The following is a 26,350-nucleotide window of genomic DNA, read 5'->3' as shown; positions in this document are numbered from 1 at the left end:
TCGGGACATGACTTCTGCAACACGTCCGCGTGCCCGCACGCGCGCGCTGACCGGCACGTTCGCCGCGTTCAGCCTCTCGTTTGGCATGATCATGACTAGTGGGGCCACCCCGGCGAACGCCGCCACCTGGCCGACGCCCAGCAACAGCCAGCCGGTGAGCTCGACCATCAACGTGTCGGGCACCAGGGACGGCGGCATGGTGCGCTACTACGGCAGCGGCGCCCTGGCCGGCGACGGCCAGGAAGAGGGCCAGGACCCGATCTTCAAGCTCGCGGCCGGCGCGACGCTGAAGAACGTCATCATCGGCGCGCCCGGCGCCGACGGCATCCACTGCGAGGGCAACTGCACCCTGCAGAACGTCTGGTGGGAGGACGTCGGCGAGGACGCGGCGACCTTCCGCGGCGGCTCCACCTACACGGTGACCGGCGGCGGCGCCAAGAAGGCGGCGGACAAGGTCTTCCAGCACAACGGGCCCGGCACCGTGAACATCTCCAACTTCGCGGTCAGCGAGTTCAAGACCCTGTACCGCTCGTGCGGCGACTGCTCCACGCAGTACACGCGCAAGGTGAACCTCAGCAACATCGAGGTGACCGGGACCGGCTCCACCGCGCGGCTCGTCGGCATCAACGTCAACCGCGGCGACGTGGCGACCCTGCGGGGCATCACGATCCTCAACGACAGCAGCCGCAAGGTCGTCCCGTGCCAGAAGTACAACAACACCACCGCCGTGGGTACGGGCCCCGACAGCACCAACTGCCTGTACTCCACCTCGGACATCACCTACAGGTGAGACCGCTCGTCACCCACCGGTGAGTCCCACCGACGGCCGGACGGAGCCCTCCCCCACGGGCCTCGTCCGGCCGTCGGCCGTTCGCGCGGGGCGATCACCGTCACAGTCACACCCCGCCCGACCTCACCAGATCTTGCGCTCCCAGAGCGGGCCGATCCGCTCCCACTCCTCGTCCCACTGGTCCATCCGCCGCCGCTCCATACGGCCGCGTACGAGCCGGCCGCCCACGAAGGGCACGGCGGCCACGAACACACCCGCGAGACCGCCGACGAGCGCGGCACGCAGCCGCGCCTGGGACTCGCCGGCCGGCTTGGTGACCAGGAGGCCCTCGGCGTCCGTCCAGACGGTGACCGGGGTGCCCATCAGGCTGGCGGGATCGACCCGGGCCTGCCCCTCGCGGGAGGAGCCGTCCGGCGCCGTCCAGCGGACCTTCGCCCACACCTTCTCCGTGCCGGTACCGCTCGCACCGGACGGCTCCGGCGCGTCCTCGGTGAGGAGCGCGCCGACGGGACGCCACTCGGCGCGCTGCCGGGCGAGGCCGGACTCGACGGAGTCCGCGGCCATGAGGCCCGTGACCACCCCGCCGAACAGGGTCAGGGTCCAGGTGATCAGCACGACCCAGGACTCCAGCCGGTCGCCGCGCCTTCTGAGCGGGTTGCGCCGCCATCGCCACAACCACACCTTCGGACCACGGAATGCCACCATCGGAGGCACCCTCCCTCACACACGCAGGACAGCCGGACCGCTCTCCCATACGGCGGCGGCCCTCCGCCTGCTCATGCGATGTGGGTCACCCCGCCCGGCCCCGGGCGGTCCCCCGCTCCCCCGCCGCCCCCTCCCACGCCCTCTGACCTGCGGCGAAGGTGTTCCGAGGGGTGACTGTCAGTGGTGAGGTGCAGACTGGCCCGTGACTGAGACGACGATGTCCAGGAGGTGGCCGGGATGGCCGACGCACTGCTCACCGTAGGCACGCGCAAGGGGCTCTTCATCGGGCGGCGGCGCGGCGGCGCATGGGAGTTCGACGAGACTCCCTACTTCAACGCGCAGGCGGTCTACGCGATCGCCATCGACACCCGTACGGACACGCCCCGCCTGCTGGTCGGCGGCGACAGCGCGCACTGGGGTCCGTCCGTCTTCCACTCCGACGACCTGGGCCGCACCTGGACCGAGCCGGCGCAGCCCGCGGTCAGGTTCCCGAAGGACACCGGCGCCTCGCTGGAGCGGGTGTGGCAGCTGCACCCGTCGGCCGCCGAGCCGGACGTGGTGTTCGCGGGCACGGAACCGGCCGCGCTGTACCGCTCGGAGGACCGCGGGGAGACCTTCGAGCTGGTACGGCCGCTGTGGGAGCACCCGACCCGCGACAAGTGGCAGCCGGGTGGTGGTGGCGAGGGGCTGCACACGATCCTCACCGACCGGCGCGACCCGCGCGCGGTGACCGTGGCCGTCTCCGCCGCCGGGGTGTTCCGCACCGAGGACGGCGGCGCGAGCTGGTCGCCCTCCAACTCCGGTGTCTCCGCGGTGTTCCTGCCGGACCCGAACCCGGAGTTCGGCCAGTGCGTGCACAAGGTGACCCGGGACGCGGCGACGCCCGACCGGCTGTACCTCCAGAACCACTGGGGGGTGTACCGCAGCGACGACGCGGGCGCCCACTGGGAGGACATCGGCGCGGGCCTGCCCTCCACGTTCGGGTTCGCCGCGGTCGCCCACCCGCACCGGGGGGACACCGCCTATGTCTTCCCGATCAACGCCGACGCGGACCGTGTCCCGGCCGACCACCGCTGCCGGGTCTTCCGCACGGCGGACGCGGGCAAGAGCTGGGAGCCGCTGTCGGCGGGCCTGCCGACAGCGGACCACTACGGCACGGTGCTGCGCGACGCGATGTGCACGGACGGCGCGGACCCGGCGGGGGTGTACTTCGGCAACCGCAACGGCGAGGTGTACGCGTCGGCCGACGACGGCGACAGCTGGCGGCAGTTGGTGTCGCACCTGCCGGACGTGCTGTGCGTACGCGCGGCGGTCGTCGGCTGAGGCGGAGGTGACAGGGGGAGTCCGGTCGTCGATGTCGTCCCGCACGTCACCCGTGCGGTCCGCCAAGTCGTCCTGGGATCGGCCCTGTTCGGCATCGTAACGGTCATCATCGATCACCCGCTGAGCACCCGCTGAGCACCGGTTGAGCACCGGTTGATCGTCATGGCCGTTACGGCAGTAGGGTGACGCCGTGGCACCACGACCGTTGCATGAAATCGTCGAACCGGGCTGGGCGAAGGCCCTCGAACCCGTGGCCGGAAGGATCGCCGAGATGGGCGACTTCCTGCGCGCGGAGATCGCCGCCGGACGCACCTATCTCCCGGCCGGACCCCACGTCCTGAGGGCCTTCCAACAGCCCTTCGACGACGTCCGCGTCCTCATCGTCGGGCAGGACCCCTATCCGACACCGGGTCACGCGGTGGGCCTGTCCTTCTCGGTCGCGCCGGAGGTACGGCCGCTGCCGGGCAGCCTGCTCAACATCTACCGGGAGCTCAACACCGACCTGGGATTGTCCCAGCCGTCCAACGGTGACCTGACGCCCTGGACCCAGCAGGGCGTGCTGCTGCTCAACAGGGCGCTCACCACGGCCCCGCGCAAGCCGGCCGCACACCGGGGCAAGGGCTGGGAGGAGGTCACCGAGCAGGCGATACGAGCGCTGGCCGCGCGTGGGCGCCCCCTGGTGTCGATCCTCTGGGGCCGCGACGCCCGCAATCTGCGCCCCCTGCTCGGCGATCTCCCCTCCATCGAGTCCGCCCATCCCTCCCCCATGTCCGCCGACCGCGGCTTCTTCGGCTCCCGCCCCTTCAGCCGCGCCAACGACCTGCTGACCAGGCAGGGCGGCGCCCCGGTGGACTGGCGCCTGCCGTGACCGGCGGCGAGCCCCCCGTCGTGCTCGCCGTGGACTCCGGGGGCTCCGGGCTGCGGGCGGTGCTGGCGCGGGGCGGTGAGGTGCTCGGCGAGCCGGTCGCGTCCGGAGAGCCGGTGCGGACCGGTGCGCGCGGCATCGACGCCGGACATCTGCTGGAGCAACTGCTGCCCCTCGCGCGGCGGCTGCTCGACGACGCCGACTGCGACCCTCCCGCCGCGGTGGCCGTCGGGGCCGCCGGCTTCGCGACGCTCGGCGAGCAGCTGCGGGCCGAGCTGCCGACGGCGCTGACGCGCGAGTTGGGGGTGCGCCGGGTCGCGCTGATGGCCGACGCGGTCACCGCGTACACCGGCGCCCTCGGTGCGCGGCCGGGTGCCGTGATCGCCGCCGGGACGGGGCTGATCGCGATCGGCACGGACCTGGAGAAGTGGCGCCGGGCCGACGGCTGGGGGCATCTGCTCGGGGACTGCGGCGGCGGGGCGTGGATCGGGCGGGCGGGACTGGAGGCGGCGCTGCGGGCGTACGACGGGCGGACCGGCGGTTCGGCCCGGCTGCGGGCCCGCGCCGAGGAGTTGTTCGGCCCGCTGGACGGGCTGCCCGGCCGGCTCTATCCGAGGCCCGACCGTCCGGCGGTCCTCGCGTCCTTCGCGCCCGAGGTGGCCGCCTGCGCCGGGGGCGACCCGGTGGCGGCGGACATCCTGCGCGCGGCGGCCCGGCACATGGCCGACGCGGCCGCCGCCGTCTGCCCGGCCTCGGGCGAGCCCCGAGTGGCGCTGACCGGGGGCCTGTTCAAGCTGGGCGACCCTCTCCTCGTACCCCTGGAGGCGGAGTTGGCGGAGCGGCTGCCGCACGCGCGGCGGGTGCCGGCCGAGGGGGATCCGTTGGCCGGGGCCGTGCGCATCGCGGCCGCGCTGGCGGGTGGCGGGATCGGGTTGCCGTACGACGAGCGGATGTTGTACGTGGTGGCCGAAAAATAGTACCTGAAACAGGGAGTAATCCAGCCTGTCGGACAAGCATCGCCGTGCACACCCAAGAGCACCACTCAGCAGATAAATACGGTATCGAACGGCCCTGATCGGCACGTAACTCATCAGACAAATCCGGACGGATACCGCTCACCTGCACCCTCCCCGAACAGGGGAACCCAAGAAGCCAGTAACATGCGGCGCCATGAGCTCCCCCACTGGGCCCGCGTCCGGCCTGCCAGTACGAATGCCGCGACCCCGCCAGCCCGGGCGGCACCGCCGCCCGGAGCCGTTGGCGGCTCCCGAGGGCGCGCCCGCGCTCGTCCTCGCGGTGCCCGGCACGCCCAGCGCCGCCACGCGCAGCCTCGCCGAGGAGGTCGTGAGCATCGCACGCTCCGAGCTGCCCGGCCTCGACGCCCGCATCGGCTACGTCGACGGTGGTGCCGACGAGTTCCCCACGCTGCAGTCGGTGCTCGCGTACGCCGCCGAGGAGCGCACCGCCCGTTATGAGCAGGCCCGCGCCGCCGGCATGGACGTCAAGGAGCCGGACGGCCCCGTCGCCGTCGTCGTGCCCCTGCTGGCCGGTCCGGACAGCGCGACGCTGCGCCAGGTCCGGCAGGCCGTCATGGAGAGCCGTATCGCGGCCGAGCTGACCGACGTCCTCGGCCCGCACCCGCTGCTCGCCGAGGCGCTGCACGTGCGGCTGTCCGAGGCCGGTCTGGCGCGTGCCGACCGGGCCCGGCTGTTCACCGTCGCCACCGCCGCGGACGGCATCGTCCTCGCGTCCGTGGGCGGCGAGGAGGCCGTGCAGGCGGCCGGGATCACGGGCATGCTGCTGGCCGCGCGGCTCGCCGTGCCGGTGATGGCCGCCGCGCTCGACCAGGAGGGCTCGATCACCTCCGTGGCCGAGCAGCTGCGCGCCTCGGGCTCCCAGCAGCTCGCGCTCGCGCCGTACCTGATAGGGCCGGAGATCGACGCCGGTCTGATCGAGGCGGCCGCGAAGGAGGCGGGCTGTTCCGCGGCCGAGGCGCTCGGCCCCTACCCGGCGATCGGCAAGCTGGCGCTCGGCAAGTACACGACGGCGCTCGGCATCGCGCCGCAGCAGCCGCAGGGCATGCCGGTCCGTTGAGTCCGGCGCACTGAAACCGGACCACGACCCGTACGGCCGAGGGCCCGCTCCTCTCGCAGGAGCGGGCCCTCGGCCGTATGCATGCCGGCCTGCGGACCTCGCCGGACCTCCGGCTCAGAGGTCCAGGACGACGCAGGAAGCCGCGGGCACCTCGATGGAACCGCCTCGCACCGGTGTGCCCGTGTCCGGGTCGACCGTGAACCAGGTGACGTCGCCGGAGTGCTGGTTGGCCACATACAGCGTCCCGGCGGCGTGGCCGAGGGCGCGCGGCCACTCGCCGCCGCAGGGCACGGTCGTGACCAGGCGCAGCCCGGCACCCTCGACCGCGAGCACGGAGAGCACGTCCGTGCCGCGTGTGGCCGTCCAGACGAAGCGGCCGTCGCAAGACACGGCGATGCCTGAGGGGTACGCGTCGCCCTCCGGGGTGTCCGGAAGTACCGACGCCTCTCCCAGTGGCTCCAGCAGGCCCGCAGAGGCGTTCCAGCGGCAGACGGTGACCGTGGGGGCGAGTTCGTTCAGCACATAGACGTACGATCCGTCCGGCCCGTGCGGGTGGAAGGCGAGGTGGCGGGGGCCGGAGCCCGGCCGGAGCGCTGTCTCGTGGTGGACGACGGGTACGCCGTCCACCAGCGCGCACACCCGCACCGAGTCCGTGCCGAGGTCGACGCCGAGGAACCACCGGCCGCTCGGGTCGGGCAGCACCTGGTGGGCGTGCGGCTCCCGCTGGTGACGGGGGTGCGGGCCCGATCCGGTGTGCCGGAGCGTTCCGGACGCGGGGCCCGCGAGGGTTCCGTCGGGGCGCAGGGGGACGGCGGTCACGCTGCCGGAGCCGTGGTCGGCGGTCAGGACGTGGCCGGCGTGCGGGCAGAGGTGCGTGGGTCCGTCGCCGACCGCCACCGGCGGCCCGGTCAACTCGGGCTTGTCGCCCGTCACCCGGTAGGCGGCCACGGCTCCCGGAGCCGTCTCGCTGACCGCGTACAGCGTGTCCCCGTCCGGCGAGAGGGCGAGGTAGGACGGGTCGGGGACGTCGTCCGCGCCGCCGAGGACGGTCAGCGCGCCGCTCTCCTCGTCCACGGCGGCGACGAGGACGCCGGGGCCTCCCGCCGAGGTGAACGACCCGATGTAGGCCCGTCGTGGCCGCCGCCCGTCCGCCGCCCGAGCTGCTGCTGTCACTGCCGTCCCCTCCCGCTCGTCTGCCGTGCGCGCGAACAGTAGCAGGAGGTCTAGACCAAAGTCTGTACCAGGGACGAGCCTCGCAAGGGCTGGGCGAGGTCCGCGAGGGCACGTTCCAGGCCGTGGAGGTGCGCGAGGGCCTGTTCCGCGCCGGGGTGTTGGCCGGGGTGCGGGACGCCGGCGTGCGCTGGGGCGGCTCGCTCGGGTACGGCGCCGACCAGGGTCTCGACGGCCGACTCGACGCGGCGGCAGGCGGCGGTGAGGCGGGCGTCGTGGGAGGCGTCCGGGTCGGCGGCGACGGCGGCGAGACCGCGGGCCTCCCGGGCGCAGTCGTCGAGCAGGGCGAGCACCCGGCGGGCCCGTTCCTTGCGCGGTCGCAGCGGGTTGAGCGGATGTACCAGGGGCGCGAGGGACAGGCGTACGCGCCCCAGAAGTGCCTCCAGCTCCGCCACGCGCGGCGCCGGGTCCGCGTCGGGGTCGCCCGCCAGGCGCCGGGCCGCCGTCGCGGTGCAGCCGTGCACCGCGTGCAGAGCCCGCCGGACCCACCGGTTGGTGACGGCGTCCGTGGTGACGGGGAGGATCAGCGCCACGGCGAGCGCGGCCCCGAGCGCGCCGACCCCGGTCTGCGCGAGCCGGAGCCCGAGGAGCGCCGGATCCAGGACACCGAGGAGCCCGTAGAGCAGGCCCGCCATGACGGTGACGCACAGCATCATCCAGGAGTACGACACGGCGGCCGTGTAGAAGATGCCGAACACGCAGGCGGCGACGAGGGCGGCGGTGGGGGCCGGGGCGCCGTGCAGGGGGACGGCGACGAGGAGGCCGACGAGGATGCCGGTGACCGTGCCGAGGACGCGTCGGAAGCCGCGGACCAGGGTCTCACCGCGCGACGTGGTGTTCACGAAGATCCACCAGGCGGTGCCGACGGCCCAGTACCAGCGCTCCTGCGAGAGGACCTGCCCGGCGACCATCGCGAAGGCGCAGGCGGCGCTCGCCTGGAAGGCCTGGCGGGTGGTGGGGCGGGCGAGGCCGCGGCCGTCGCCCGGGGCGGGCGCGGCCGCCGGCGGGGTGCGCCGCTCGATGCACCAGGCGCCGAAGCGCACGGCCGAGGACGCGGCCAGCGACAGGCTCATCGCCGTGTACAGCTCGGGCAGTTGGCCGGGGACGGCGTGCAGGAACTGGGTGACGAAGAAGGTCATGAAGGCGAAGATGCCGAGCGCGTGGCCGCGTGGTCCCCAGCGGCGGGCGTAGACGCCGCAGAAGATCACAGCGAGCCAGATCGCGTCGCGCGGCGCCGGCAGGTCGTGCAGCACCGTCGCGAGGGCCAGGACCGGGAAGCCCACGGCGGGCAGCAGCGCGGTGGTGAGCGCCTGGCCGCGCACGGTCGGGTCGGCGACCGTGAACAGCGCGAGGAGCGCCGCGAGCCCGCCCGTGATCGAGGCGGTCAGCGACAGCCCGGCCAGCTCCGACAGGGTCACCGCGAGGCCGATGCCGAGCACCGCCCGCAACGAGATCCGCAGCCGCAGCAGCCCCGGGTCCGGAGCCATGAACATCCTCTTCACCGTGGGCCGCCCGCCCCTCTCCCGTTCAGCTTCAGCCAGTCCGGACACGACCACGCCGTCACGGCATGGAAATGGCGCCGCGGGCACGGACCGGCCTCATTGCCGTCCTGCGCTGCGCGGCGCCATGGATGTCCCCCAGGAAAGCACCAGAGTGACGATGGCTCAACCGGCATCCGGTTCACTGGTCCATTGGTACAGTTTTCGTGATCACCGAATGGCGGAGGGAAGCCAACGGACCATGGCCGTGGACGAGCTCGACACCCGCATCCTGCGGCTGCTGCTGGACCAGCCGCGCACCAGCGTGCGCGAGTACGCCCGCATCCTCGGCGTGGCCCGGGGCACCCTCCAGGCCCGCCTCGACCGTCTGGAACGCGATGGTGTGATCACCGGCACGGGTCCGTCGCTCTCCCCCGCCGCACTCGGCCATCCGGTGCTCGCCTTCGTGCACATCGAGGTGACCCAGGGGCACCTCGACGACGTGGGCGACGCGCTGGCGGCCGTACCGGAGATCATCGAGGCGTTCTCGATCACGGGCGGCGGCGACCTCCTGACACGGGTCGTGGCCCGGGACAACGCGCATCTGGAGGACGTGATCCAGGCGCTGATCAGCCTGCCGGGCGTGGTGCGCACGCGTACGGAGGTGGCGCTCAGGGAGCGGGTGCCGTACCGACTGTCGCCGTTGGTCGAGTCGATCGGCTCGGCGGCGGGCAGGCCTGCGAAGAACTGACATGGCATCGGGGTGAGACGCCCGGAGCCCGGTCAGCCGAACGTGTCGGCGGACCGGGCTCCGGTTCTCGCTGCCGCTCTTGCTCCGGTGGCTCAGGACGCCGTGTCTCGGCCCATTCCCCGGGCTCGTCGGTGGAGGATCCAGCCCGTCACCGTCAGCGCGGCGGCCGAGGCGGCCACGCCGAGGACGGTCAGGCCGGTGGAGGCGAGGCTGCCGTCGTCGCCGGTGGTGGTGGAGCCGCCCGTGCTGCTGGAGCCGCCGGTCGTGCCACTGCCACCGGACGTCGAACCGCTGCTGGAGCCGCCGCCGGTGGACGTGCCACCGGCGCTGTCGCCGTCACCCTCGTCGTCGGTGTCCACCGGGTCCTGGCCGACGAAGGCGACCGGGACCTTGACGTCCTGCGAGCGGTCGCCGGACAGGGTGTGGTCGGCGCGGGTGGCGAGGACACACGTGGCCTTGAAGCAGTCGGTGTACTCGTCCTTGGCGTCGATGGTCAGCTCGACCTCGAACTTGCCGCCGTCCTCGTACGGGGTCGCCAGCTCCTCGCCGTAGTCCGGCGGGTTGGAGGAGATCCACGCGGACGAGTGCGACTCGCCGGTCATGTCGACGCCGCCGATGCACGGCGTGGGCAGTTCGCCGTCGCCGTTGTCGACGCACAGGGCGACGTAGATGCCCTTCTCCTCGTCGTAGCCTGAGCCGGTGACCTTCAGGGTCTGGTTCTCGGTGGCGAGGTTGTTGACCGGGGTGACGGTGAGCTTCTGGCCGTCGGAGCCGGTGACGGTCTTCGTGCCGGAGGGCTCGCTGCCCTCACCGTCCCCGTCGCCGTCGCCGCCGCCGGTGCTGTCGTCGGCCTCGGTGACGGTGAGCGTGAAGGGTGAAGTGCGGGTGACGCCGACGGAGTTGGTGAACACCGCGCGGTACGCGTAGCCGTCGTGCGCCGCCTTGGCGGTGAAGGAGTACGTGTTCTTCGTCGCGCCCTCGATCGCGGACCAGGTCTGGCCGCCGTTGACGCTGACCTCCCACGCCACGGTGGGTTCGGGGGTGCCCTCGGCCGCCGCGACGAACGAGACCTCGTCGCCCGGGGCCACGGTCCGGTCGGTCGGGGACTGGGTCACCTTGGGGGACATCCGGCGGTCGAGCTTGGTGATCTCACCCTCGAAGGGGCTGCTGACGTAGACGCTGGTGCCGCCCGGGGCGACCGCGACGGAGGCCTCGCCGACCTGGGAGTTGTTGTCCGCCAGCTTCGTGGATGTGGCGGCCTCCGCGTAGCCGGCGGTGTCGTACACGCCCAGGTGGCTGGTGTTGTCGCCGCCGTCGCCGGAGTCGCCGTTGTCCTGCCAGACGACGAAGGCGCGCCCGGTGGTGGTGTCGAAGGCGATGTCGACGGCCTCGTCCGGCCCGTCGACGGTCTTCAGGAGCTTGGCGTCCTTGTCGTACACGCGGACGGAGTTCCCGCTGCCCACCCAGACGTTGCCGGTGGCGGGGTCGGCCTCGACGAACCCGACGGAGGCGGCCGGGAGTTCGGCGGTGGCGGTGACCGTGAAGGTACCGGTGTCGACGCGGCGCAGGTCGCCGCCGTCGGACCCGGCGGACCAGGCCGCGCCGTGGGCCTTGTCGACGCCGAGCAGGGAGGCGCCCTCGATGGTGAGGGTTCGGTTGTCGAGGGGGAGGCCAGTGGCGATGTCGACCTCGGAGAGCTGGGCGCCCTGGGCGACCAGGACGGTGGAGTCCTTGGTGCCCGGGCCGACTCCGGTGACGGTGCCGCCCGCGAGCCACTTGCCGGCGGCCGCCGTGTCGCCGTCCTTGGCCGTGCCGATGCCGCGCAGCGGGTAGTGGAAGACGACGCCGTCGCCGGCGAGCGGGGCGGCGATCATCGAGACGTTGCGGGGGCCGAGGGCGCCGCCCGAGCCGGGGGCCTGGGAGATGTGGCTGAGGCTCTTGCCGTCGGCCGCGTCGAGGGCGTGCAGGCCGCGCTCGTTGACGTCCCCGGTGTCGACGAAGTCCTCGGAACCGGCGTACAGCTTGCCGGACTCGGGGTGCAGGAGGAGGTCCTTGACCTCGCCGGCCGCGGTGAACGCGGCGGACTCGACATAGCTGACCGTGCCGGCGGGCACGTCCACGCCATCGCCGTCCCCGTCGCCGGTGTCCTGGCCCTCGAAGGTGACGGGCACGTGGACGTCCTGGGAGCGGTCGCCGGAGTTGCGGTGGTCGACGCGGGTGACGACCGAGCAGACGACCTGGGTGCAGTCGACGCCGTTGTCCTTGGCCTTGACGGCGATCTCGACGTCGAAGGTGCCGCCCGGGCCCCACGTGAGGGCGAGGTCGCCCGCGTATTCGTCGCCCTCGGGGACGATCCACTGCGAGGAGTTGCCGGTGCCGTTCTCGTCGGCGCCGCCGATGCACGGGGTGGGGATCTTGCCGTCGCCGTTGTCCCGGCAGAGGGCCACGTAGATGGCCTTCGTCGCGTCGTAGCCGGAGCCGGTGACCTTCAGCGTCTCGCCGTCGGGGTCCAGGTTGGCGGAGGCGGAGACGGTCAGTTTCTGACCGTCCTTGCCGAGGCCCGTCCTGGGGGTGTCGGCGGCCTGGGCGGCGGTGCTCACCGTGACGGCGGTGACCGCGGCGGCCACCAGGGCGGCGGCTCCGAGCAGCGCCGCGGGGCGTCTGAGCCGCAGTCCGGCCGCGCGGCCCGGCCACCGCCGGTCCGTCGTGTCCTCTGTCATGGATTCCTCATTCGTCGGGTGCGCCCCGCACCCGGGGGACGCCGAGGGCCGGGCCCCTGGGTGAAGGGGCCCGGCCTGGTGAGTGGTTACTGGAAGGCGAGGGGGGCGTGGACGTCGTAGTTGCGGTCGTTGGTGTCGAAGTGGTCGGCGCGGGTCACCACCGCGCAGGTGACGTCCTCGCCGCAGACGCTGCCGTCTTCGAGGGTGGCCTTGACGTAGATGTTCACGCTGAAGGTGCCGCCCGTGCCGAACCTGGAGCTGTTGGCGAACAGGCCGCCGAAGGTGTTGTTGATCCAGTGCGAGGCACCGGTCGAGCCGTCCTCGTCCTGGCCGCCGAGGCAGGGGGTGGGCTTGTTGGCGCCCTGGGCGCCGTCGACGACGCAGAGGCCGACGTAGATGCCCTGGCCGGTGTTGTAGCCGGAGCCGGAGACGGTGATGACCTGGCCCGACGCGGCAGCCGTGTTCGGCGCGGTCAGGGACAGGCTGTAGGTCGTGCCGCCGTCGACGATCGTGCGGGTCGAGGTGGCGGCGGAGGCCGAGGTGGCGAGGCCCAGGGTCAGAGCGGCGGAGGCGGCGACGGCGAGACCGGCGCGGGCGGCGGTGCGGGCGGAAGGAACGACTCTCATCGGGAGAGGACCTTTCTCGAAGACTGCGATACTTAGGTAAGCCTTACCTAAGTGCTTTCATGATCTCTTTGTCAACACGGTGAACTCCGACACGGCCTCGCGGCCACCGGTCACGGAGTACAGCCGAACCGTGTGCGCGCCCTCGGTCGCGCTGTCGTACACCGGGAAGTCGCGGGCGACCTCGCCCGAGTCGTCGGCCACGGCCTGAAAGCGGGTGTCGTCGTCGATCGCGACCAGCACGACCTCACCCGGCTCGAAGCCTTCGCCGGTGACCCGTTGTCCGGCACCCGGGGCCAGGCTCACGCGTTCCACGGCCGCGGACGGGGCCGCCACGGTGCCCTGTTCGGCCTCGGCCTCGACCTCGGCGGCTTCCGCGGACCCTGCCGACGTGTCGCTCGCGTCCGAGGCGGGTGAGGACGCGTCGTCGGCGGTCCCGTCCTGCGGTTCGCCGGTCCCTGAGGTGCCGGTGCCCACGGTCACGTCGAGCGGGGCGAGTTCGTCGCCTGCCGTGTACGGCCGACCACTCCATTCGGCGAGCAGTTCGGCGCCCTCGGCGGTCAGCGACACACGCAGGCCGGACCAGGTCGCGCCGCCGCTGCGTACGGTCGGCGCGGTGGCACCCGTGCCGACCTCTGCCAACGTCAAGTCGCCGCTCTCCCCCGCCCGTTCGGCGCGCACCCGTAGGGTGCCGGTGCCGCCGTCCAGCCGCAGGCGCAGCTCGCCGAGGGTCAGGGTGTCGGCGCCGACCCCGGCCAGGCGGATGGAGCCGTCCAGGTCGACGTCCGCGTCCCCGGCGGCCGGGGCCGCGTTGCCGCCGTCGACCGGGAACCAGGTCCGGCCGCCGGAGCCGCGTACGGCGGGCGCCCCGGCCGTCACCGTCGCGTCGGCGCCGGTGGACGCCTCGAAGGTCGGGCCCCAGCTCGCGTATCCGCCGGACACCTCACGTGAGGCCGCCCCCTCCTGTGCCGTCGCCGTGCCCTGGCAGAGCAGGGTGAGCAACGCGCCCGCCACTGTCACCGCGGCACCAGGTCTGTTCATCACGTCGAAGTCCTCCCTGGAATGTCGGCCGTGAGGCCGACGGGACACCCCGCCTCGGGCGGGGAGTCAACTGGCTTGTGTACGACTGACCCTGACCTGCCGTCAGCTCGGGCCCGCGCTGCCGGGCGCGGTGGCGGTACGGCGTCGGCGGGCCCAGCCCCAGGCCGCCCCGCCTGCCGCGACCAGCCCGGCCGCGGTGATGCCGAGCGGCACGGCGGCGCTGCCCGTGCTGGCCAGCGGGTCGTCCGAGGTGTCCGTGTCGCTCGTCGTACCGCTGCTGCCGGCGGTGGTCGTCGCACCCGTACCGGCCGACGGGGTCGCCGTACTGTCGGTGCCGGAGTCGCTGTCACTGCCGGTTCCGGCGAAGGTCACCGGGATACGGACCGTCTGGCTCTGGTCGCCGCCCCGGGTGTGGTCGTTGCGGGTGATCACGGAGCAGGTCACGCCGGACTTGGCGCAGTCGGTGTTGGCGTCCTTGGCCCGCACCTTGATCCGCACGGAGAACGTGCCCTTGTGCCCGCTGCCCTTGTACGGCTCGGCCAACCCCTCCCCGTACGAAGGCGGGTTGGAGGAGATCCACACCGAGGCGCCGGAGTCGCCGGACATGTCGACGCCGCCGATGCAGGGTGTGGGGGTCTTGCCCGCGCCGTTGTCCACACAGAAGGCGACGTAGATGCCCTTCTCGGTGTTGTAGCCGGTGCCGGACACGGTGACCGTCTCGCCGTCCGGGTCGAGTCCGGAGGACGTGGAGACGGTGAGCTTCTGGTTCTCGGGGCCGGTCGCCGAGCCGCCGGCGGCCACCGCCGAGGGGGCCGGGAAGAGGATCAGGGCACTCGCGACGGCGACGGCCGCCGGGGCGGCTCGTAGGGCTCGTAGGCCACATCTGTGCATCGGTGTCAGCACTCCCACCATAGGAAACTCAGGTAAGGCTAACCTAAGGTAACCAACACCTGGTTCAAACGGTAGACATGGAAGGCGGTTCGATGCGTAGGTCCGGAAGACCTCAACTCACCATGGGGCGAAGGGGAGTTGCCGCGATCGCCGTTGCTTTCGCGATGCTGGCGGCCGGATGTGCAGGCAGTGGCCAAGAGGGAGGCACAGCGGAGGCGAACCCCTCGCCCTCGTCGGCGAGCGCCCGTGCGGCCGCGGCCCAGAAGCAGTTGAGGACGAACTCCCTCGTCCCGTTGGAGGGTCAGGCGCCCACGCCGAAGCTGCCCGTCACCGTCGATTCCTCCGACGGCCGGAAGGTCACCGTCGAGGACGCCTCGCGGATCCTTCCCCTCAACGGGGGCATCGCGGAGATCGTGTTCACACTGGGTCTCGGTGACAAGGTTGTCGGCCGGGACATCACCGCGACCTTCGAGGAGGCCAAGGACCTTCCCCAGGTGACCAAGGCGCACGACGTGAGCGCCGAGAGCGTGCTCTCGCTGGAGCCGACCGTGGTGCTCGCCGACACCGACACCGGGCCCAGTGAGGCCGTCGACCAGATCCGTGACGCCGGGATCCCCGTGGTCGTACTCGATCCGGCCAACGAGCTCTCCGATGTGAGCACGCGGACCGCACGGGTCGCGGAGGCGCTGGGGGTGCCGGCCGCCGGTAAGGCGCTCAACCAGCGCTTCGCCGACGAGTTGAAGGCGGCGCGGGCTGCCGTGCCCCAGGGCAGCGAGCCCAAGGTGGCGTTCCTGTACATGCGGGGCTCGGCCGCCGTCTATCTCATCGGGGGGAAGGGCTCGGGGGCCGACTCGCTCATCGCGGCGGCCGGGGCGGAGGATGCCGGGGTGGCCGCGGGCCTGGACAAACCGTTCACGCCCATCACCAGCGAGGCCCTCGTCAAGGCCCAGCCCGATGTGATCCTCATGATGAGCAAGGGACTTGAGTCGGTCGGCGGCGTGGACGGGCTGGTGGAGATTCCCGGGATCAAGGAGACGCCGGCCGGGATGGACCGGCGGGTGGTGGACCTTGAGGACGGGGTGCTGCTCAGCTTCGGGCCGCGTACGCCGTTGGTGATCGACATTCTGGTGGAGCGGTTGCATCGGGGGTGACGGTGGGGCGGGTTGGTCGTCGTGTGCGGGTGTGTGGGGGCTGGTCGCGCCCACGCGGCGGAGCCGCAAGTCGACACAGCCCCGCGCCCCTGAAAAGCAGGGGCTGCGCCCCGTGCTTTTCGCCCCGCGGGGGCCGTCGTCTTTCAGGGACGCTCTCACGTGTCGAAGTCGACCGTCAGGGTCTCCGAGACGGGGTACGACTGGCAGGTCAGGACGTAGCCCGCGTCGACCTCCGCCGGTTCGAGGGCGAAGTTGCGGCGCATGTCGGCCTTGCCGTCGGTGACCAGGGCGCGGCAGGTCCCGCAGACGCCGCCCTTGCAGGCGAAGGGCAGGTCGGGGCGGGTGCGTTGGGCGCCTTCGAGGATGCTGCGCTCGCGGGAGAGGGCGGCGGTCGTGGAGCGGCCGTCGAGGGTGACGGTGACCTCGCTGACGGGGCCTTCGGCGGCGGCCTCCTCGTGGTGCACCTCCCGCACGGGTTCGTCGTCGGCGTAGAACAGCTCCTGGTGGACGCGGTCGGCCGGCACGCCGAGTCCGGCCAGGACCCGCTGGGCGTCGCGGACCATGCCGTGCGGGCCGCACAGCCACCAGTGGTCCGCCGTGTCGACGTCGACCAGGGAGCCGATGAGCGCCGAGAGCCGATCGGCGTCGAGGCGGCCCGAGAGCACCTCGGCCTCTCGGGGTTCACGGGACAGGACGTGGGCCAACTGGAAGCGGGCCGGATACAGGTCCTTCAGGTCGGCCAGTTCGTCGGCGAACATCACCGTGCCGCTGCGGCGGTTGCCGTAGAAGAGGGTCACGGTCGAGCGGAGGTCCGCGGCCAGCACGGACTCGGCGATGGAGACCATGGGCGTGATGCCGGAGCCCGCCGCGATCAGCACGTGGTGGCCGGGGGTGCCGAGGTCGGGGGTGAAGAAACCCGTGGGGGCCATGACCTCGACGGTGTCGCCGGGCCGTACGTCGTTGACGAGCCACGACGAGAACAGACCGCCCGGCACGACCCGGACACCGATACGCGGCGCCGTACCGGCCGACGAACAGATCGAGTACGACCGCCGCTCGTCCCGCCCGTCGATCTCCCGCCGCAGCGTCAGCGACTGCCCGGGCGAGAACGTGAACTCCTCCGCCAGCTCGGCCGGGATCTCGAAACCGACGGCGACGGCGTCCTCACAGAGGGACTGCACGGAGGCGACACGCACCGTGTGGAAAGCCGGACGGCGGCGGGGACGCGGGCGTGCCACCGGAACGACGGAATCAGCCGAGGCCGGGGGGACGGAATCAGCCGAGGTCGGAGCGGCGGAACGCACCGGGCCTCCCGGCTCCACCCGCAGGCCTCCCGTCGGTTCTTCCTTGAGGCCTTCCATCAGATCTCCTTGACGTACTCGAACGGCTCGCGGCAGGCGCGGCAGCGCCACAGGGCCTTGCAGGGCGTGGCGGCGAAGCGGGAGGTCTCCTCGGTGTCCGCCGAGCCGCAGCGGGGGCAGGCCACCGTGCGCCGGGTCGGCGACAGCGCGAGGGGGACCGGGCCTCGGGGAGCCACTCCGGGTGGGGCGATGCCGTGTTCGGTGAGTGTGCGACGGCCGGTTTCGGTGATCCAGTCGGTGGTCCAGGGCGGGTTGAGGACCGTGCGGATCTCCACCCGTTCATAGCCGGCGGCACGCAACCGCGCGGCCACGTCGGCGCGCATCTCGGCCATGGCCGGGCAGCCCGAGTAGGTCGGGGTCAGGCTCGCGACCACCGTGCCGTCCTCGGTCAACTCCACGTCCCGCAGAACACCCAGGTCGGCGAGCGTCAGCATGGGCAGTTCGGGGTCCGGCACCTGCTCGGCGATGTGCCGGGGGTGCCGCGCGTCGGTCAGGGTCGTCACCATGTCGCCTCCGGGTGGGCACGGGCCACGCTCTGCAACTCGGCGAGGAGCGGCGCGAGATGCTCGGTGTGGTCGCCGCCCCGGCCCGCGCCCGGCAGCGGCCGGTACACCGGCATGGGCAGCCCTGCCGCCTCGGTGACCTGGCGAAGCACGGCGGCGACCTCGTCCCGTACGTCGCAGGCGGTGAACAACTCGCCGAAGTACGGGGCGACTTGCTCCATCGCCTTGCGCATCCGCCGGTGCGACTCCTCCGTGCCGTCGCCCAGGCGTACCGCCCACTCGGCGGCGTACTGCCGGTGGTACGTCAGCTCCTTGACCCCCTTCGCGGCGATCGCCGCGAGCACCTGGTCGGGATGCTCCGCCAGCCGCTCGAAGTGCGCGAGGCGCCAGCTGGACAGCACCAGCAGCCGGACGATCGAGAACGCGAAGTCTCCGCCCGGGAGTTCGGCGAGGCGTACGTTGCGGAAGTCGTCGGCGTCCCGGAAGTAGGCGTACGCGTCCTCGTCGCGCCCGGTGCCGTCGACCTGCCCGGCGCGGGAGTACAACAGACGGGCCTGGCCGAGGAGGTCGAGGCCGATGTTGGCGAGGGCGACCTCCTCCTCCAGCTCGGGGGCGCGGGTGGTCCACTCGGCGAGCCGCTGGGCCAGGACCAGGGCGTCGTCGGCCAACGCCACACAGGTGGCGGCCAGTTCCTGGACGTCGACGCCCTCGGGCACGGTGGTGTCCACGCCGTGCAGGGGGTCCTCGAAGCCGGTGCCGTACGCCCAGCGGGCGTCGTCCTCGTGTCCCTCGGCGAGGGTCAGGTAGACGTGGTCGTCACTCATGCCCTGCTCCTCAGATGTGCGGGACTTCGTCGGGGATGTCGTAGAACGTGGGGTGGCGGTACACCTTGTCGGCGCTGGGCTCGAAGAAGGGGTCCTTCTCGTCGCGGGTGGAGGCGGTGATGTGTTCCGAGCGCACGACCCAGAGGGAAACGCCCTCGTTGCGGCGGGTGTACAGGTCGCGGGCGTGGGTGAGGGCCATGGTGTCGTCGGCGGCGTGCAGGGAACCCACGTGGACGTGGTTCAGGCCGCGCTTGCCGCGTACGAAGACCTCGTACAGCGGCCAGTCGCCCTTGTTCGTGCGGGCCGCGCCACCGTCGTGCGCGCCGGTACCGTCGTTCGTGCCGGTCATGCCGCCCCCTTCCGGGCTCGCTCGCTCTGCTTGGCCGCGTGGGCGGTGGCCGCCTCGCGCACCCAGGTGCCCTCTTCGTGGGCGGTCCGCCGCCGTTCCATCCGCTGGTCGTTGCACGGTCCGTCGCCGCTGATCACGCGCTTCAGCTCGGCCCAGTCGGGGGTGCCGAAGTCGTGGCGGCCGCGCTCCTCGTTCCAGCGCAGGTCCGGGTCGGGGAGCGTGACGCCGAGCTTCTGGGCCTGCGGGACGGTCATGTCGACGAAGCGCTGCCGCAGCTCGTCATTGGAGTGCCGCTTGATCTTCCAGGCCATGGACTGCGCCGAGTTGGGCGAGGCGTCGTCGGGCGGGCCGAACATCATCAGCGACGGCCACCACCAGCGGTCCACCGCGTCCTGGACCATCGCCCGTTGTGCCTCGGTGCCGCGCATCATCGTCAGCAGCAACTCGTAGCCCTGTCGCTGATGGAACGACTCCTCCTTGCAGATCCGCACCATCGCGCGTGCGTACGGACCGTACGAACTCCGGCACAGCGGCACCTGGTTGCAGATCGCCGCGCCGTCCACGAACCAGCCGATGACACCCACGTCGGCGAAGCTCTCCGTCGGGTAGTTGAAGATCGAGGAGTACTTCTGACGGCCCTCGATCAGTCGCCGGGTCAGGTCCGCACGGTCCGCGCCGAGGGTCTCCGCCGCCGAGTACAGATACAGCCCGTGGCCCGCCTCGTCCTGGACCTTCGCGAAGAGGATCGCCTTGCGGCGCAGCGAGGGGGCCCGGGTGATCCACTCGCCCTCCGGCTGCATGCCGATGATCTCCGAGTGCGCGTGCTGCGCGATCTGCCGGACGAGCGTCCGGCGATAGCCCTCCGGCATCCAGTCGCGCGGCTCGATCCGCTGGTCCCGCGCGATCGTCGCGTCGAAGTGCTCCCGCAGCGCGTCCGGGGTGTCCTCGGGGTCCTGGGACGGCGCCCCGGCGGAGTCTGTCGTCGTCATCGCTACCAGCTTCCCAACCGACCATTCGTTCGGTACCAGTGTGACGCGCTTCGACCGGGCGGGCAAGACCTGGATACGGATCACAGGACACGGACGTGTCCCGTACCGCCGCCGGGGTCGACCTCGCAGAGGAGCCGACCCCCTCCTGCATGCTCACGCTGCTCGACGAGTTCGAGAAGCAGGGCGTCGACCCGCGCTCCACGTCCCTGCGGGTGGGCATCTTCGAGGCCGAGCCGTGGACGGAGGAGATGCGCCGGGAGATCGAGGAGCGGACGGGCATCCATGCCGTAGTCGATCCCCTCGGCGACGGCCGCCACGGCAGCCACCCCCAGGGGCGCGGGGAACTGCGCGACCAGCCACGGACAACGCGCGGCCAAGAACCGGCCGGCAGTCCCACGGCGCCGGCTCAGAGCCCCCGGTGGACGACGTGTCCCCCTGTCACAGTGAGAAGCACCGGCGCCGCGGCGACTTCATCGGCGGGCGCTTCCACAGGGTCGAGCCCCAAGGCCGTGAGATCCGCCCGGAAGCCGACGGCGATACGCCCGCCGACGGCCCCCTCGCCGGCGGCCAGCGCCGCGTGAGTCGTGCAGCCCTCCAGCGCCTGGATCCCGGTCAGCCCCGCCCGGGACGCCGCGGCGCCGCGCGGCGCACGGGCCGTCGCCAGAACGCCGCGGGCGTCATGGTGGGCGATCGGCCAGTCCGACCCGAGCGCGACGACCGCACCCGCGTCCCGCAGATCACGCAGTCGCCAAGCCCGCACGGCCCGCTCCTCACCGAGCCGCACGGACCACTCGTCGGACAGATCGGCCCGTGTGAAGCCGGTGTGCGGCGGCTGCATGGACGCGATCACGCCCACCTCGGCGAACCGGGCCACCAGATCGTCCGGCACCGACTCGATGTGCTCCACCCGGTGCGCGAGCCGCCCGCCGGGCCCCAGCGAGGCGACGGTGTCGAGAACATGGCGCACGGCCGCGTCCCCGATCGCATGGGTCGCCGTACGCACCCCGGCCCGGTGCAGCTCCCGTACGGCGGAGCTGTACGCCGCCGGGTCGGGCCAGAACGCGTCGGTGCCCTGGCCGTGGCAGTCGGGATGGTCCAGCCAGGCGGTGCCGCCCTCGACGGTGCCGTCCATGAAGAACTTCACCCCGCCGACCTGCCAGTGCCGTCCGCCCCGGCCCTGCAGTGCCAGGAGTTCCGCCAGGTCGTCCGCGTCGGCGCCGGGCATGCACCAGGGTGCGAAGCGCAGCCGCAGCGGCAGCACCGACTCCTCGGCGACCGCGCCCACCAGGTCGAGGTCGCCGAGGTCCATGACATGGGCCCCGGTGAGGCCGGTGGCCGCCATCCCGCCCAGCAACTCGGCCAGCCGGACGCGGCGTTCGGTGTACGACGGCCGGGGCATGACGGGCTCGACGAGTGCCATGGCGGCATGCTCGACGAGGTGGCCGGTCAGCCGCCCGTCGGCGTCCACCGCGATGTGCGAGCGCTGGGCGAAGGCGCGCGGCCCGGTGATGTCGGCGGCCTTCAGCGCGGCCCCGCTGACGAGGGCGGAGTGGCCGTCGTACAGACGGAGGAAGGCGGGCGCGCCCTCGAGGACGTCCTCGACGAGGGCGCGGTCGACGGGCCGGCCGCCGAAGACGTTGTGGTCCAGGCCGTAGCCGATGACCCAGCCGTCGGTGCGTTGCCCCGCGGTGAGCGCGGCGCGCAGTCCGTCGAGGTCGCGTACGGCGGTCAGGTCGATGCCGGTGGCCATGTCCAGGCCCCACACGGGGTGGCTGTGGCTGTCCACCAGGCCGGGCACCAGCCGGCCGCCGCCCAGGTCCACGACCTCGGTGCCGGGCCCGCGCCAGTCCCGTACGTCCGCCGCCTCACCCACGGCGGCGATCAGGCCGTCGCGTACGGCGACCGCGGTGGCGTACGGCCGCTCCGGGTCGAGGGTGCGGACGTGGGCGCCGGTGATCACGAGGTCGGCGGTGGGCATGGAGAGGTCTCCTCCGAGGGGGCGAGGCGCGGCGGTCGGCTGGGGCGAGGGTCAGGCGTCGGCGTCGGCCGGTGGCTCGGCGGCGAAGTTCGCGTAGACCTCGGGGCGGGCGCGGCGCAGCCATCGGGCGAGTACGAGGCCGATGACGAGGACGGTCGGCACGAGGGCCGCGAGGAAGGTGTTGACGGTGGTCGAGGCGCCGGTGAACTGGTCGAGGTGGGTGACGACCAGGACGATGGCACCGGCCAGGAGCACCGCCGCGACGACGGGAGCGACGACCGTGCGCAGGGTGCCCTCGGTGTGGGTGACGCGCCGGAAGTAGAAGGGCACGGCGAGCGCGGCGAGCAGTTGCAGCAGCATCAGGGCGAGCATGCCGGGGGTATTCACCCACAGCAGCAGTTGCATGTACGGGTCGGCGCCGGCCGCGGCGAAGCCGAGGACGATGATCGCGCCGAGAACGGTCTGGGCGAGGCCCGCGACGTACGGGGAGCGGTGGCGTGGGTGCACACGGGCCAGCGCCTTCGGGAGAATCCCCTCCTCGGCGAGGGCGAGGCCGTAGCGGTTGATGGCGTTGTGGAAGGCGAGGAGGGAGGCGAGGACGCTGGTGACGATGAGGACGCGCATCACGTCGGCCGCCCAGGAGCCGACGTACGTCGTGATGGCGGAGAAGAACAGGTCGGCGGGGTTCGCGCCGGCCGCCGCGATGACCTGCGCGTCGCCGAAGGCCTGGATCACGGTCCACACGATGAAGGCGTAGAACAGGCCGAGGAAGCCGATGGCGAGGTAGGTGGCGCGGGGCACCGTGCGGGCCGGGTCGCGGGCCTCGCGGCGGTAGATGGCGGTCGACTCGAAGCCGGTGAACGCGGCGAACGCGAAGGCCAGCACGGCCACCATGCCGGACACCATGACGTTGCCGGGGGCGAAGGAGGCGAGGGAGAGGCCGTCTGCACCGCCCTTGACCAGCACTCCCCCGGCGAGCAGCACGAGGATGCCGGTCTCGGCGACGAGCAGCACGCCGAGGAGCTTGGCGCCGAAGTCGATGGACCGGTAGCCGGCGTAGCCGATGAGCAGCAGGCCCGCGAGGGAGACGGGCAGCCAGGGGATGTCGGCGCCGAACAGGGCGCGGGCGGTGTCGCGGGTGGCGGTGCCGAGGAGGCCGTAGACGCCGATCTCCATGGCGTTGTAGCCGATCAGCGCGAGCAGCGCGGCGCCGATGCCGGCCCGGCGGCCGAGGCCGCGCCTGATGTACGCGTAGAAGGCGCCGGCGTTGCGGACATGGCGGCTCATGGTGGTGAAGCCGACGGCGAAGACGGCGAGCGTGAGGCCGGCGAGCAGATAGCCGACGGGGGCGCCGATGCCGCCCATCAGGACGGCGAGCGGGGCGACGCCGGCCATCACCGTGAGCGGGGCGGCGGCGGAGACGACGAAGAAGGCGATGTCGGTGGTGCCGAGCGAGCCGGTGCGGAGGGAGGGCGCCGGGGAGGCGGCGCTCTCGGCGGGGGCGGCGCCGGTGGCGTCTGGGGTGACAGTCATGAGGGGAAAGCCCTTCTGGCTGCGGGCAGGGACGAGCGTACCGGGCGTGCGGGGGTGACCTGAGCCGGTAAACCTAAAGGCTTTCGGTTTTCGCAATGTAGCCTTCGTCTCGGACTACTGGGAAGACCCCGGAGGGGACGGACACCATGGGACGGCCGCGCACACCCCTGCTCGACAGGGAGCGCATCACCACCACCGCGCTGGAACTCGTCGACGCGCAGGGCGAGTTCAGCGTGCCGCAGATCGCGCGGCGGCTCGGGGTGCAGACCGGCTCGGTGTACCACCACGTGGACGGCCGGGACGGCATCGTGGAACTGCTGCGCGAGCGGGTCGCGGAGGGCATCGACGTCTCCGCCCTCGACCTCCACCCCTGGGACGAGGCCCTCGCGGCCTGGGCGCGCTCCTACCGGGCGGCCTTCGCGGCCCACCCCCGGGCCATCCCCCTACTGATGACCTCCCCGGTCCGGGCCCCGCGCGTCCTCGAACAGTACGAGCGGGCCGTCGGTCTGCTTCTCGACGCGGGCTTCCCCCTCCCGGACGTGATGCCGGTGCTGGTCGCCCTGGAGAACGTCGTCCTGGGCTCGGCCCTGGACCTCGCCGCCCCCGTGGCGATGTGGGAGATCACCGACGAGTCGGCCGCGCCCCGCCTGGCGGAGGCCCTGGACGCGGCCGGCGACGGCCGCGCGGACGCGGCCTTCGAGCTGGCGCTCGCCGGCTTCCTCGCTCACGCACGACGCAGGCTGGAGGCGTACGCGGAGGTCTAGCGGCGGAACGTGAGGCCTGGGCGCGGGCAGCGGGGCCTGCCGGGCGCGAAAACTCCTGTGCGCCGGCTCGTACACCTCTGCGATCATCCGGGGATGTCCCAGAGTCTGGAATCGCTGGTCCTCCGGCACACCCACCGACTGCCCGCCCCCAAGGGGTCGAACGGCGAAGGCGCCACCGCGGCTCGCCAGTTCGACACCGCGCTCATGTCGGTGGGCTTCAAGCTCTCGACGGAGTTGCTGGCGCAGCTCTCGGGGCTGTCCGAGGCGGCGGTCGTGCACACCGCCAAACGGGCGCTGCGCACCGTGCGCGAGATGGTGGGCGACCACGTCCGGCACAACTCGTACTTCATCGACTTCCCGGCGAACGTGCCCGACACCGACGAGTTCTGGATGCGGTGCGTCGCACAGGCGCTCAGCGACGACACGACCCGGGAAAGCACGATCGCCCAGATGGTGCGAGGCGTGGTGGACCTGCTCACCCTCCCGGCATACGGCAGGTACCAGCACACGTACGCCGACATGCTGGCCGCCCACGACGAGCTGATCGCCGGGGCGGGCGACCGCGTGACGGTCGTGCACCTGGGCGGCGACCTGGACGACGAACTCACCGCCCTGTACCTGGCATTGGCGGGCAGCACCACCCCACTGGGCGAGGAGCACCTGCGCGATCTCAAGACCCTTGCCGGGCACTGCGCGAACGGTCCGCAGCCCGAGGTGGTCCCGGTCCGGGAGAACCGTGCGGTCGTCAACGAGGCCCGGCTCGGTGTCGGCGGGGACCTGCTGCTGGACACCGTCACCGATGTGCTCCGGCTGGCGTGCGCGCTGTCGGACGGTGACGTGTCCCTCCAGGAGCCGACCCGGTTCCGGGCGCTGTCGCGGCCGGTCCGCCGGGCACTGCTCGCGGGACTCGACTCCGTGATCGCGGCGAACCCGGCCAAGCTCGCCGATGTGCACGCGCACCGCGAGCCGTTCAAGCGGCTCGGTGAGCGTCTCCACCCGCACGAGTACCCGCGCTGGCCGCACGCCGCCGATGTGTTCGCCGTCGCGCGGGGCGAGAAGGAGGCGCGGTCCTTCGACAGCCGGGTCGAGAAGCTGCTCGACGAGTTCGACGTCCTCGGTGCCGTGAAGCTGCTGAAGTCCGCTCCCGGCAAGCTGTTCCGCGCGCTGGACCGGCTGCTGCGGACGGCGCGCACCCAGGAGGAGCGGGACGCCGTCGTGGTGGCCGCCGAGGAGGTGGCCCCGCAGGTCTCCGGCCGGCTCGTGCTGTCGGTGCGCGAACACCTCCACAACCGCTCCCGGGACGCCGGGGAGCACCGGGTCTTCGTCAACCGCCTCGGCGGCGCCTGGGTCACCGACGACCAGCGCCCGCCGGTGCCGGTGCCGGAGCGCGAGCGCCTGATCGCCGCCCTGGACGCCGAAATACGCCACCGGCTCCCGACGCCGGACCACCTGTTGGTCGACCCCGGCGTCCTGGACGTCGCGCTGCCGCTGAGCGGGAAGGCGACGGCGGCCGGTCTCGGCGTACTGCCGCGCGGCTCCCTGTCACCGGTCGACGGGCAACTGCTGCGCTTCTTCGTCCACTGGAAGCAGTCGGCCCACGACACCGACTACGACCTGTCGGCGCTGATGCTCGACGAGAACTACGAAACCGTCTCCTGGCTCTCCTACACCGAGCTCACCGACATCGGCGGCGAGCATTCCGGTGACATCACCGAGGCGCCGCACGGCGCCTCGGAGTTCATCAACCTGCGCCTGGACGCCGTCCGGGGCACGTTCATCGTCCCGGAGGTCAACATCTTCTCCGGGGAGAGCTTCGAGCGTGTCGAGGAGTCGTTCTTCGGCTTCATGCTGCGTGAGGGCGAGCAGCATGGGCGGCCGTTCGAGGCGCGCACCGTCCGTATGAAGTCGGAGCTGCGAGGGCCGGGCCGGGTCGCGCTGCCGCTGGCGTTCCAGCGGGGCGAGGACGGCCGGTGGCGGGCGAAGTGGCTGCACCTGTATCTCACGGGCAGTCCGTCGGAGAACCGGGTGGAGGGCAACCGGGTGACGGTCGCGGCGCTGCTGCGCGCCATCGTCGAGCGTGACCAGCTGACGGTCCGCCACCTTGTCGACCTCATGACCGCCGACGGCGCCACAGCCATGACGCCGTGGGACGGGAAGTCCGTCCCGGACGGGCCCGTCACCTACATCGGTCTCGAACGCCCGGAGGGGCTGCACCCGGACTCCCAGGTCACCACCCTCGAAAATCTGCGCGACTTGATCCCTGCCTGACTGCTAACGTTGCCCGTGGCGAGGCCATGAAGGGGCTTCCTTCTCATCTCATTCATAGAGCCTCAGCTCTTTCGCTTTCCTCGCCCTTGACCTCGAACCGGGGGGCGCCGATACGGCGC

General features: G+C 72.3%; 23 protein-coding genes and 1 pseudogene. 10 read left to right on the top strand and 14 right to left on the bottom strand.

What is annotated here, in order from left to right; all coding sequences use genetic code 11:
• Nucleotides 1-7 precede the first annotated feature (7 nt).
• A complete protein-coding gene (locus JIX56_RS42535; RefSeq protein ID WP_257549096.1) occupies nucleotides 8-790 on the top strand; it encodes a pectate lyase in 783 nt (260 codons plus the stop codon).
• 123 nt (nucleotides 791-913) lie between these two features.
• On the opposite strand, the gene JIX56_RS42530 is transcribed toward JIX56_RS42535, so the two are convergent.
• Nucleotides 914-1,495, bottom strand: a complete 582-nt coding sequence (locus JIX56_RS42530; protein WP_257549095.1) for an Rv1733c family protein — start codon at nucleotides 1,493-1,495, stop codon at nucleotides 914-916.
• 237 nt (nucleotides 1,496-1,732) lie between these two features.
• Here JIX56_RS42530 and JIX56_RS42525 point away from each other — a divergent pair, with 237 nt between their 5' ends.
• The 4 genes from JIX56_RS42525 (at nucleotide 1,733) to JIX56_RS42510 (ending at nucleotide 5,777) form a co-directional block, all read left to right on the top strand.
• Nucleotides 1,733-2,818 carry a WD40/YVTN/BNR-like repeat-containing protein gene (locus JIX56_RS42525; RefSeq protein WP_257549093.1) on the top strand — a complete coding sequence of 362 codons (1,086 nt, stop codon included), beginning with the start codon at nucleotides 1,733-1,735 and terminating at the stop codon, nucleotides 2,816-2,818.
• Between the two features lie 190 nt (nucleotides 2,819-3,008).
• Nucleotides 3,009-3,686, top strand: coding sequence for a uracil-DNA glycosylase (locus JIX56_RS42520; RefSeq protein ID WP_257549091.1), 678 nt, complete (start codon nucleotides 3,009-3,011; stop codon nucleotides 3,684-3,686).
• Nucleotides 3,683-4,660 (top strand): N-acetylglucosamine kinase, encoded by a 978-nt coding sequence (locus JIX56_RS42515; protein WP_257549089.1) that lies wholly within the window; start codon nucleotides 3,683-3,685, stop codon nucleotides 4,658-4,660. Before JIX56_RS42520 ends, JIX56_RS42515 begins: the two co-directional genes overlap by 4 nt.
• 193 nt (nucleotides 4,661-4,853) lie before the next feature.
• Nucleotides 4,854-5,777: a sirohydrochlorin chelatase gene (locus tag JIX56_RS42510; RefSeq protein WP_257549087.1), complete on the top strand. Its 924-nt coding sequence runs from the start codon at nucleotides 4,854-4,856 to the stop codon at nucleotides 5,775-5,777.
• Between the two features lie 114 nt (nucleotides 5,778-5,891).
• On the opposite strand, the gene JIX56_RS42505 is transcribed toward JIX56_RS42510, so the two are convergent.
• Both JIX56_RS42505 and JIX56_RS42500 read right to left on the bottom strand, forming a co-directional pair.
• The gene (locus tag JIX56_RS42505; RefSeq protein ID WP_257549085.1) at nucleotides 5,892-6,950 is read right to left on the bottom strand and encodes a lactonase family protein; all 1,059 of its coding nucleotides are present in this window, start codon (nucleotides 6,948-6,950) and stop codon (nucleotides 5,892-5,894) included.
• A gap of 50 nt (nucleotides 6,951-7,000) precedes the next feature.
• Nucleotides 7,001-8,500: an FUSC family protein gene (locus JIX56_RS42500; RefSeq protein ID WP_257549083.1), complete on the bottom strand. Its 1,500-nt coding sequence runs from the start codon at nucleotides 8,498-8,500 to the stop codon at nucleotides 7,001-7,003.
• Between the two features lie 247 nt (nucleotides 8,501-8,747).
• On the opposite strand from JIX56_RS42500, the gene JIX56_RS42495 reads away from it, so the two are divergent.
• On the top strand, nucleotides 8,748-9,236 hold the full coding sequence (locus JIX56_RS42495) for an Lrp/AsnC family transcriptional regulator (RefSeq protein ID WP_257549081.1): 489 nt from the start codon (nucleotides 8,748-8,750) through the stop codon (nucleotides 9,234-9,236).
• Between the two features lie 92 nt (nucleotides 9,237-9,328).
• Here JIX56_RS42495 and JIX56_RS42490 read toward each other — a convergent pair whose 3' ends face one another.
• The 4 genes from JIX56_RS42490 to JIX56_RS42475 all read right to left on the bottom strand — a co-directional run bounded on the left by JIX56_RS42490 (nucleotide 9,329) and on the right by JIX56_RS42475 (nucleotide 14,511).
• Complete coding sequence (locus JIX56_RS42490) at nucleotides 9,329-11,956, bottom strand: immunoglobulin domain-containing protein (RefSeq protein WP_257549079.1); 2,628 nt, start codon at nucleotides 11,954-11,956, stop codon at nucleotides 9,329-9,331.
• Nucleotides 11,957-12,042: 86 nt separating this feature from the next.
• The gene (locus JIX56_RS42485) at nucleotides 12,043-12,582 is read right to left on the bottom strand and encodes a hypothetical protein (RefSeq protein ID WP_257549077.1); all 540 of its coding nucleotides are present in this window, start codon (nucleotides 12,580-12,582) and stop codon (nucleotides 12,043-12,045) included.
• Nucleotides 12,583-12,639: 57 nt separating this feature from the next.
• On the bottom strand, nucleotides 12,640-13,620 hold the full coding sequence (locus tag JIX56_RS42480) for an HtaA domain-containing protein (protein ID WP_257551440.1): 981 nt from the start codon (nucleotides 13,618-13,620) through the stop codon (nucleotides 12,640-12,642).
• A 102-nt stretch (nucleotides 13,621-13,722) separates the two neighbouring features.
• A complete protein-coding gene (locus JIX56_RS42475; protein ID WP_257549075.1) occupies nucleotides 13,723-14,511 on the bottom strand; it encodes a hypothetical protein in 789 nt (262 codons plus the stop codon).
• A gap of 92 nt (nucleotides 14,512-14,603) precedes the next feature.
• On the opposite strand from JIX56_RS42475, the gene JIX56_RS42470 reads away from it, so the two are divergent.
• A complete protein-coding gene (locus JIX56_RS42470) occupies nucleotides 14,604-15,662 on the top strand; it encodes a heme/hemin ABC transporter substrate-binding protein (protein WP_257549074.1) in 1,059 nt (352 codons plus the stop codon).
• Between the two features lie 155 nt (nucleotides 15,663-15,817).
• On the opposite strand, the gene paaE is transcribed toward JIX56_RS42470, so the two are convergent.
• The 5 genes from paaE to paaA are packed head-to-tail and all read right to left on the bottom strand — an operon-like array spanning nucleotide 15,818 to nucleotide 19,688.
• Entirely contained in the window at nucleotides 15,818-17,023 is a 1,206-nt protein-coding gene (gene paaE / locus JIX56_RS42465; protein ID WP_257549072.1) for a 1,2-phenylacetyl-CoA epoxidase subunit PaaE, read from the bottom strand.
• Nucleotides 17,023-17,529, bottom strand: coding sequence for a 1,2-phenylacetyl-CoA epoxidase subunit PaaD (gene paaD / locus JIX56_RS42460; RefSeq protein ID WP_257549070.1), 507 nt, complete (start codon nucleotides 17,527-17,529; stop codon nucleotides 17,023-17,025). The genes paaE and paaD overlap by 1 nt, the downstream gene beginning before the upstream one ends.
• A complete protein-coding gene (gene paaC, locus JIX56_RS42455) occupies nucleotides 17,523-18,350 on the bottom strand; it encodes a 1,2-phenylacetyl-CoA epoxidase subunit PaaC (protein ID WP_257549068.1) in 828 nt (275 codons plus the stop codon). The genes paaD and paaC overlap by 7 nt, the downstream gene beginning before the upstream one ends.
• A 10-nt stretch (nucleotides 18,351-18,360) precedes the next feature.
• Nucleotides 18,361-18,699 (bottom strand): 1,2-phenylacetyl-CoA epoxidase subunit PaaB, encoded by a 339-nt coding sequence (gene paaB, locus JIX56_RS42450; protein WP_257549066.1) that lies wholly within the window; start codon nucleotides 18,697-18,699, stop codon nucleotides 18,361-18,363.
• A complete protein-coding gene (paaA, locus tag JIX56_RS42445; RefSeq protein WP_257549064.1) occupies nucleotides 18,696-19,688 on the bottom strand; it encodes a 1,2-phenylacetyl-CoA epoxidase subunit PaaA in 993 nt (330 codons plus the stop codon). Before paaA ends, paaB begins: the two co-directional genes overlap by 4 nt.
• A 137-nt stretch (nucleotides 19,689-19,825) precedes the next feature.
• On the opposite strand from paaA, the pseudogene JIX56_RS42440 reads away from it, so the two are divergent.
• Nucleotides 19,826-19,978: pseudogene (locus tag JIX56_RS42440) on the top strand (phenylacetate--CoA ligase); the annotation flags it as partial.
• Between the two features lie 116 nt (nucleotides 19,979-20,094).
• Here the strand turns inward: JIX56_RS42440 and JIX56_RS42435 are convergent.
• Nucleotides 20,095-21,666 carry an amidohydrolase gene (locus JIX56_RS42435; RefSeq protein ID WP_257549062.1) on the bottom strand — a complete coding sequence of 524 codons (1,572 nt, stop codon included), beginning with the start codon at nucleotides 21,664-21,666 and terminating at the stop codon, nucleotides 20,095-20,097.
• Between the two features lie 51 nt (nucleotides 21,667-21,717).
• On the bottom strand, nucleotides 21,718-23,199 hold the full coding sequence (locus JIX56_RS42430; protein ID WP_257549060.1) for an APC family permease: 1,482 nt from the start codon (nucleotides 23,197-23,199) through the stop codon (nucleotides 21,718-21,720).
• 146 nt (nucleotides 23,200-23,345) lie between these two features.
• On the opposite strand from JIX56_RS42430, the gene JIX56_RS42425 reads away from it, so the two are divergent.
• Together JIX56_RS42425 and JIX56_RS42420 are read left to right on the top strand one after the other, a co-directional pair.
• A complete protein-coding gene (locus JIX56_RS42425; protein WP_257549058.1) occupies nucleotides 23,346-23,963 on the top strand; it encodes a TetR/AcrR family transcriptional regulator in 618 nt (205 codons plus the stop codon).
• Nucleotides 23,964-24,056: 93 nt separating this feature from the next.
• A complete protein-coding gene (locus tag JIX56_RS42420) occupies nucleotides 24,057-26,231 on the top strand; it encodes a hypothetical protein (protein ID WP_257549057.1) in 2,175 nt (724 codons plus the stop codon).
• The last annotated feature ends 119 nt before the right edge of the window (nucleotides 26,232-26,350 follow it).

Origin of the sequence: Streptomyces sp. CA-210063 (genome assembly GCF_024612015.1) — a bacterium.
In the GTDB taxonomy this organism is placed as follows: Bacteria; Actinomycetota; Actinomycetes; order Streptomycetales; family Streptomycetaceae; genus Streptomyces.
This window is presented reverse-complemented; position numbering and strand designations above follow the sequence as displayed.

Bases quoted from the DNA above. Each gene is read 5' to 3' on its own strand.
- paaB (WP_257549066.1), bottom strand. From the start codon at position 18,699: ATGACCGGCACGAACGACGGTACCGGCGCGCACGACGGTGGCGCGGCC.
- JIX56_RS42490 (WP_257549079.1), bottom strand. From the start codon at position 11,956: ATGACAGAGGACACGACGGACCGGCGGTGGCCGGGCCGCGCGGCCGGA.
- JIX56_RS42480 (WP_257551440.1), bottom strand. From the start codon at position 13,620: ATGAACAGACCTGGTGCCGCGGTGACAGTGGCGGGCGCGTTGCTCACC.
- paaE (WP_257549072.1), bottom strand. From the start codon at position 17,023: ATGGAAGGCCTCAAGGAAGAACCGACGGGAGGCCTGCGGGTGGAGCCG.
- JIX56_RS42535 (WP_257549096.1), top strand. From the start codon at position 8: ATGACTTCTGCAACACGTCCGCGTGCCCGCACGCGCGCGCTGACCGGC.
- JIX56_RS42510 (WP_257549087.1), top strand. From the start codon at position 4,854: ATGAGCTCCCCCACTGGGCCCGCGTCCGGCCTGCCAGTACGAATGCCG.
- JIX56_RS42470 (WP_257549074.1), top strand. From the start codon at position 14,604: ATGCGTAGGTCCGGAAGACCTCAACTCACCATGGGGCGAAGGGGAGTT.
- JIX56_RS42475 (WP_257549075.1), bottom strand. From the start codon at position 14,511: ATGCACAGATGTGGCCTACGAGCCCTACGAGCCGCCCCGGCGGCCGTC.
- JIX56_RS42495 (WP_257549081.1), top strand. From the start codon at position 8,748: ATGGCCGTGGACGAGCTCGACACCCGCATCCTGCGGCTGCTGCTGGAC.
- paaD (WP_257549070.1), bottom strand. From the start codon at position 17,529: ATGGTGACGACCCTGACCGACGCGCGGCACCCCCGGCACATCGCCGAG.
- JIX56_RS42485 (WP_257549077.1), bottom strand. From the start codon at position 12,582: ATGAGAGTCGTTCCTTCCGCCCGCACCGCCGCCCGCGCCGGTCTCGCC.
- JIX56_RS42500 (WP_257549083.1), bottom strand. From the start codon at position 8,500: ATGTTCATGGCTCCGGACCCGGGGCTGCTGCGGCTGCGGATCTCGTTG.
- JIX56_RS42525 (WP_257549093.1), top strand. From the start codon at position 1,733: ATGGCCGACGCACTGCTCACCGTAGGCACGCGCAAGGGGCTCTTCATC.
- JIX56_RS42420 (WP_257549057.1), top strand. From the start codon at position 24,057: ATGTCCCAGAGTCTGGAATCGCTGGTCCTCCGGCACACCCACCGACTG.
- JIX56_RS42430 (WP_257549060.1), bottom strand. From the start codon at position 23,199: ATGACTGTCACCCCAGACGCCACCGGCGCCGCCCCCGCCGAGAGCGCC.
- paaC (WP_257549068.1), bottom strand. From the start codon at position 18,350: ATGAGTGACGACCACGTCTACCTGACCCTCGCCGAGGGACACGAGGAC.
- JIX56_RS42435 (WP_257549062.1), bottom strand. From the start codon at position 21,666: ATGCCCACCGCCGACCTCGTGATCACCGGCGCCCACGTCCGCACCCTC.
- paaA (WP_257549064.1), bottom strand. From the start codon at position 19,688: ATGACGACGACAGACTCCGCCGGGGCGCCGTCCCAGGACCCCGAGGAC.
- JIX56_RS42425 (WP_257549058.1), top strand. From the start codon at position 23,346: ATGGGACGGCCGCGCACACCCCTGCTCGACAGGGAGCGCATCACCACC.
- JIX56_RS42530 (WP_257549095.1), bottom strand. From the start codon at position 1,495: ATGGTGGCATTCCGTGGTCCGAAGGTGTGGTTGTGGCGATGGCGGCGC.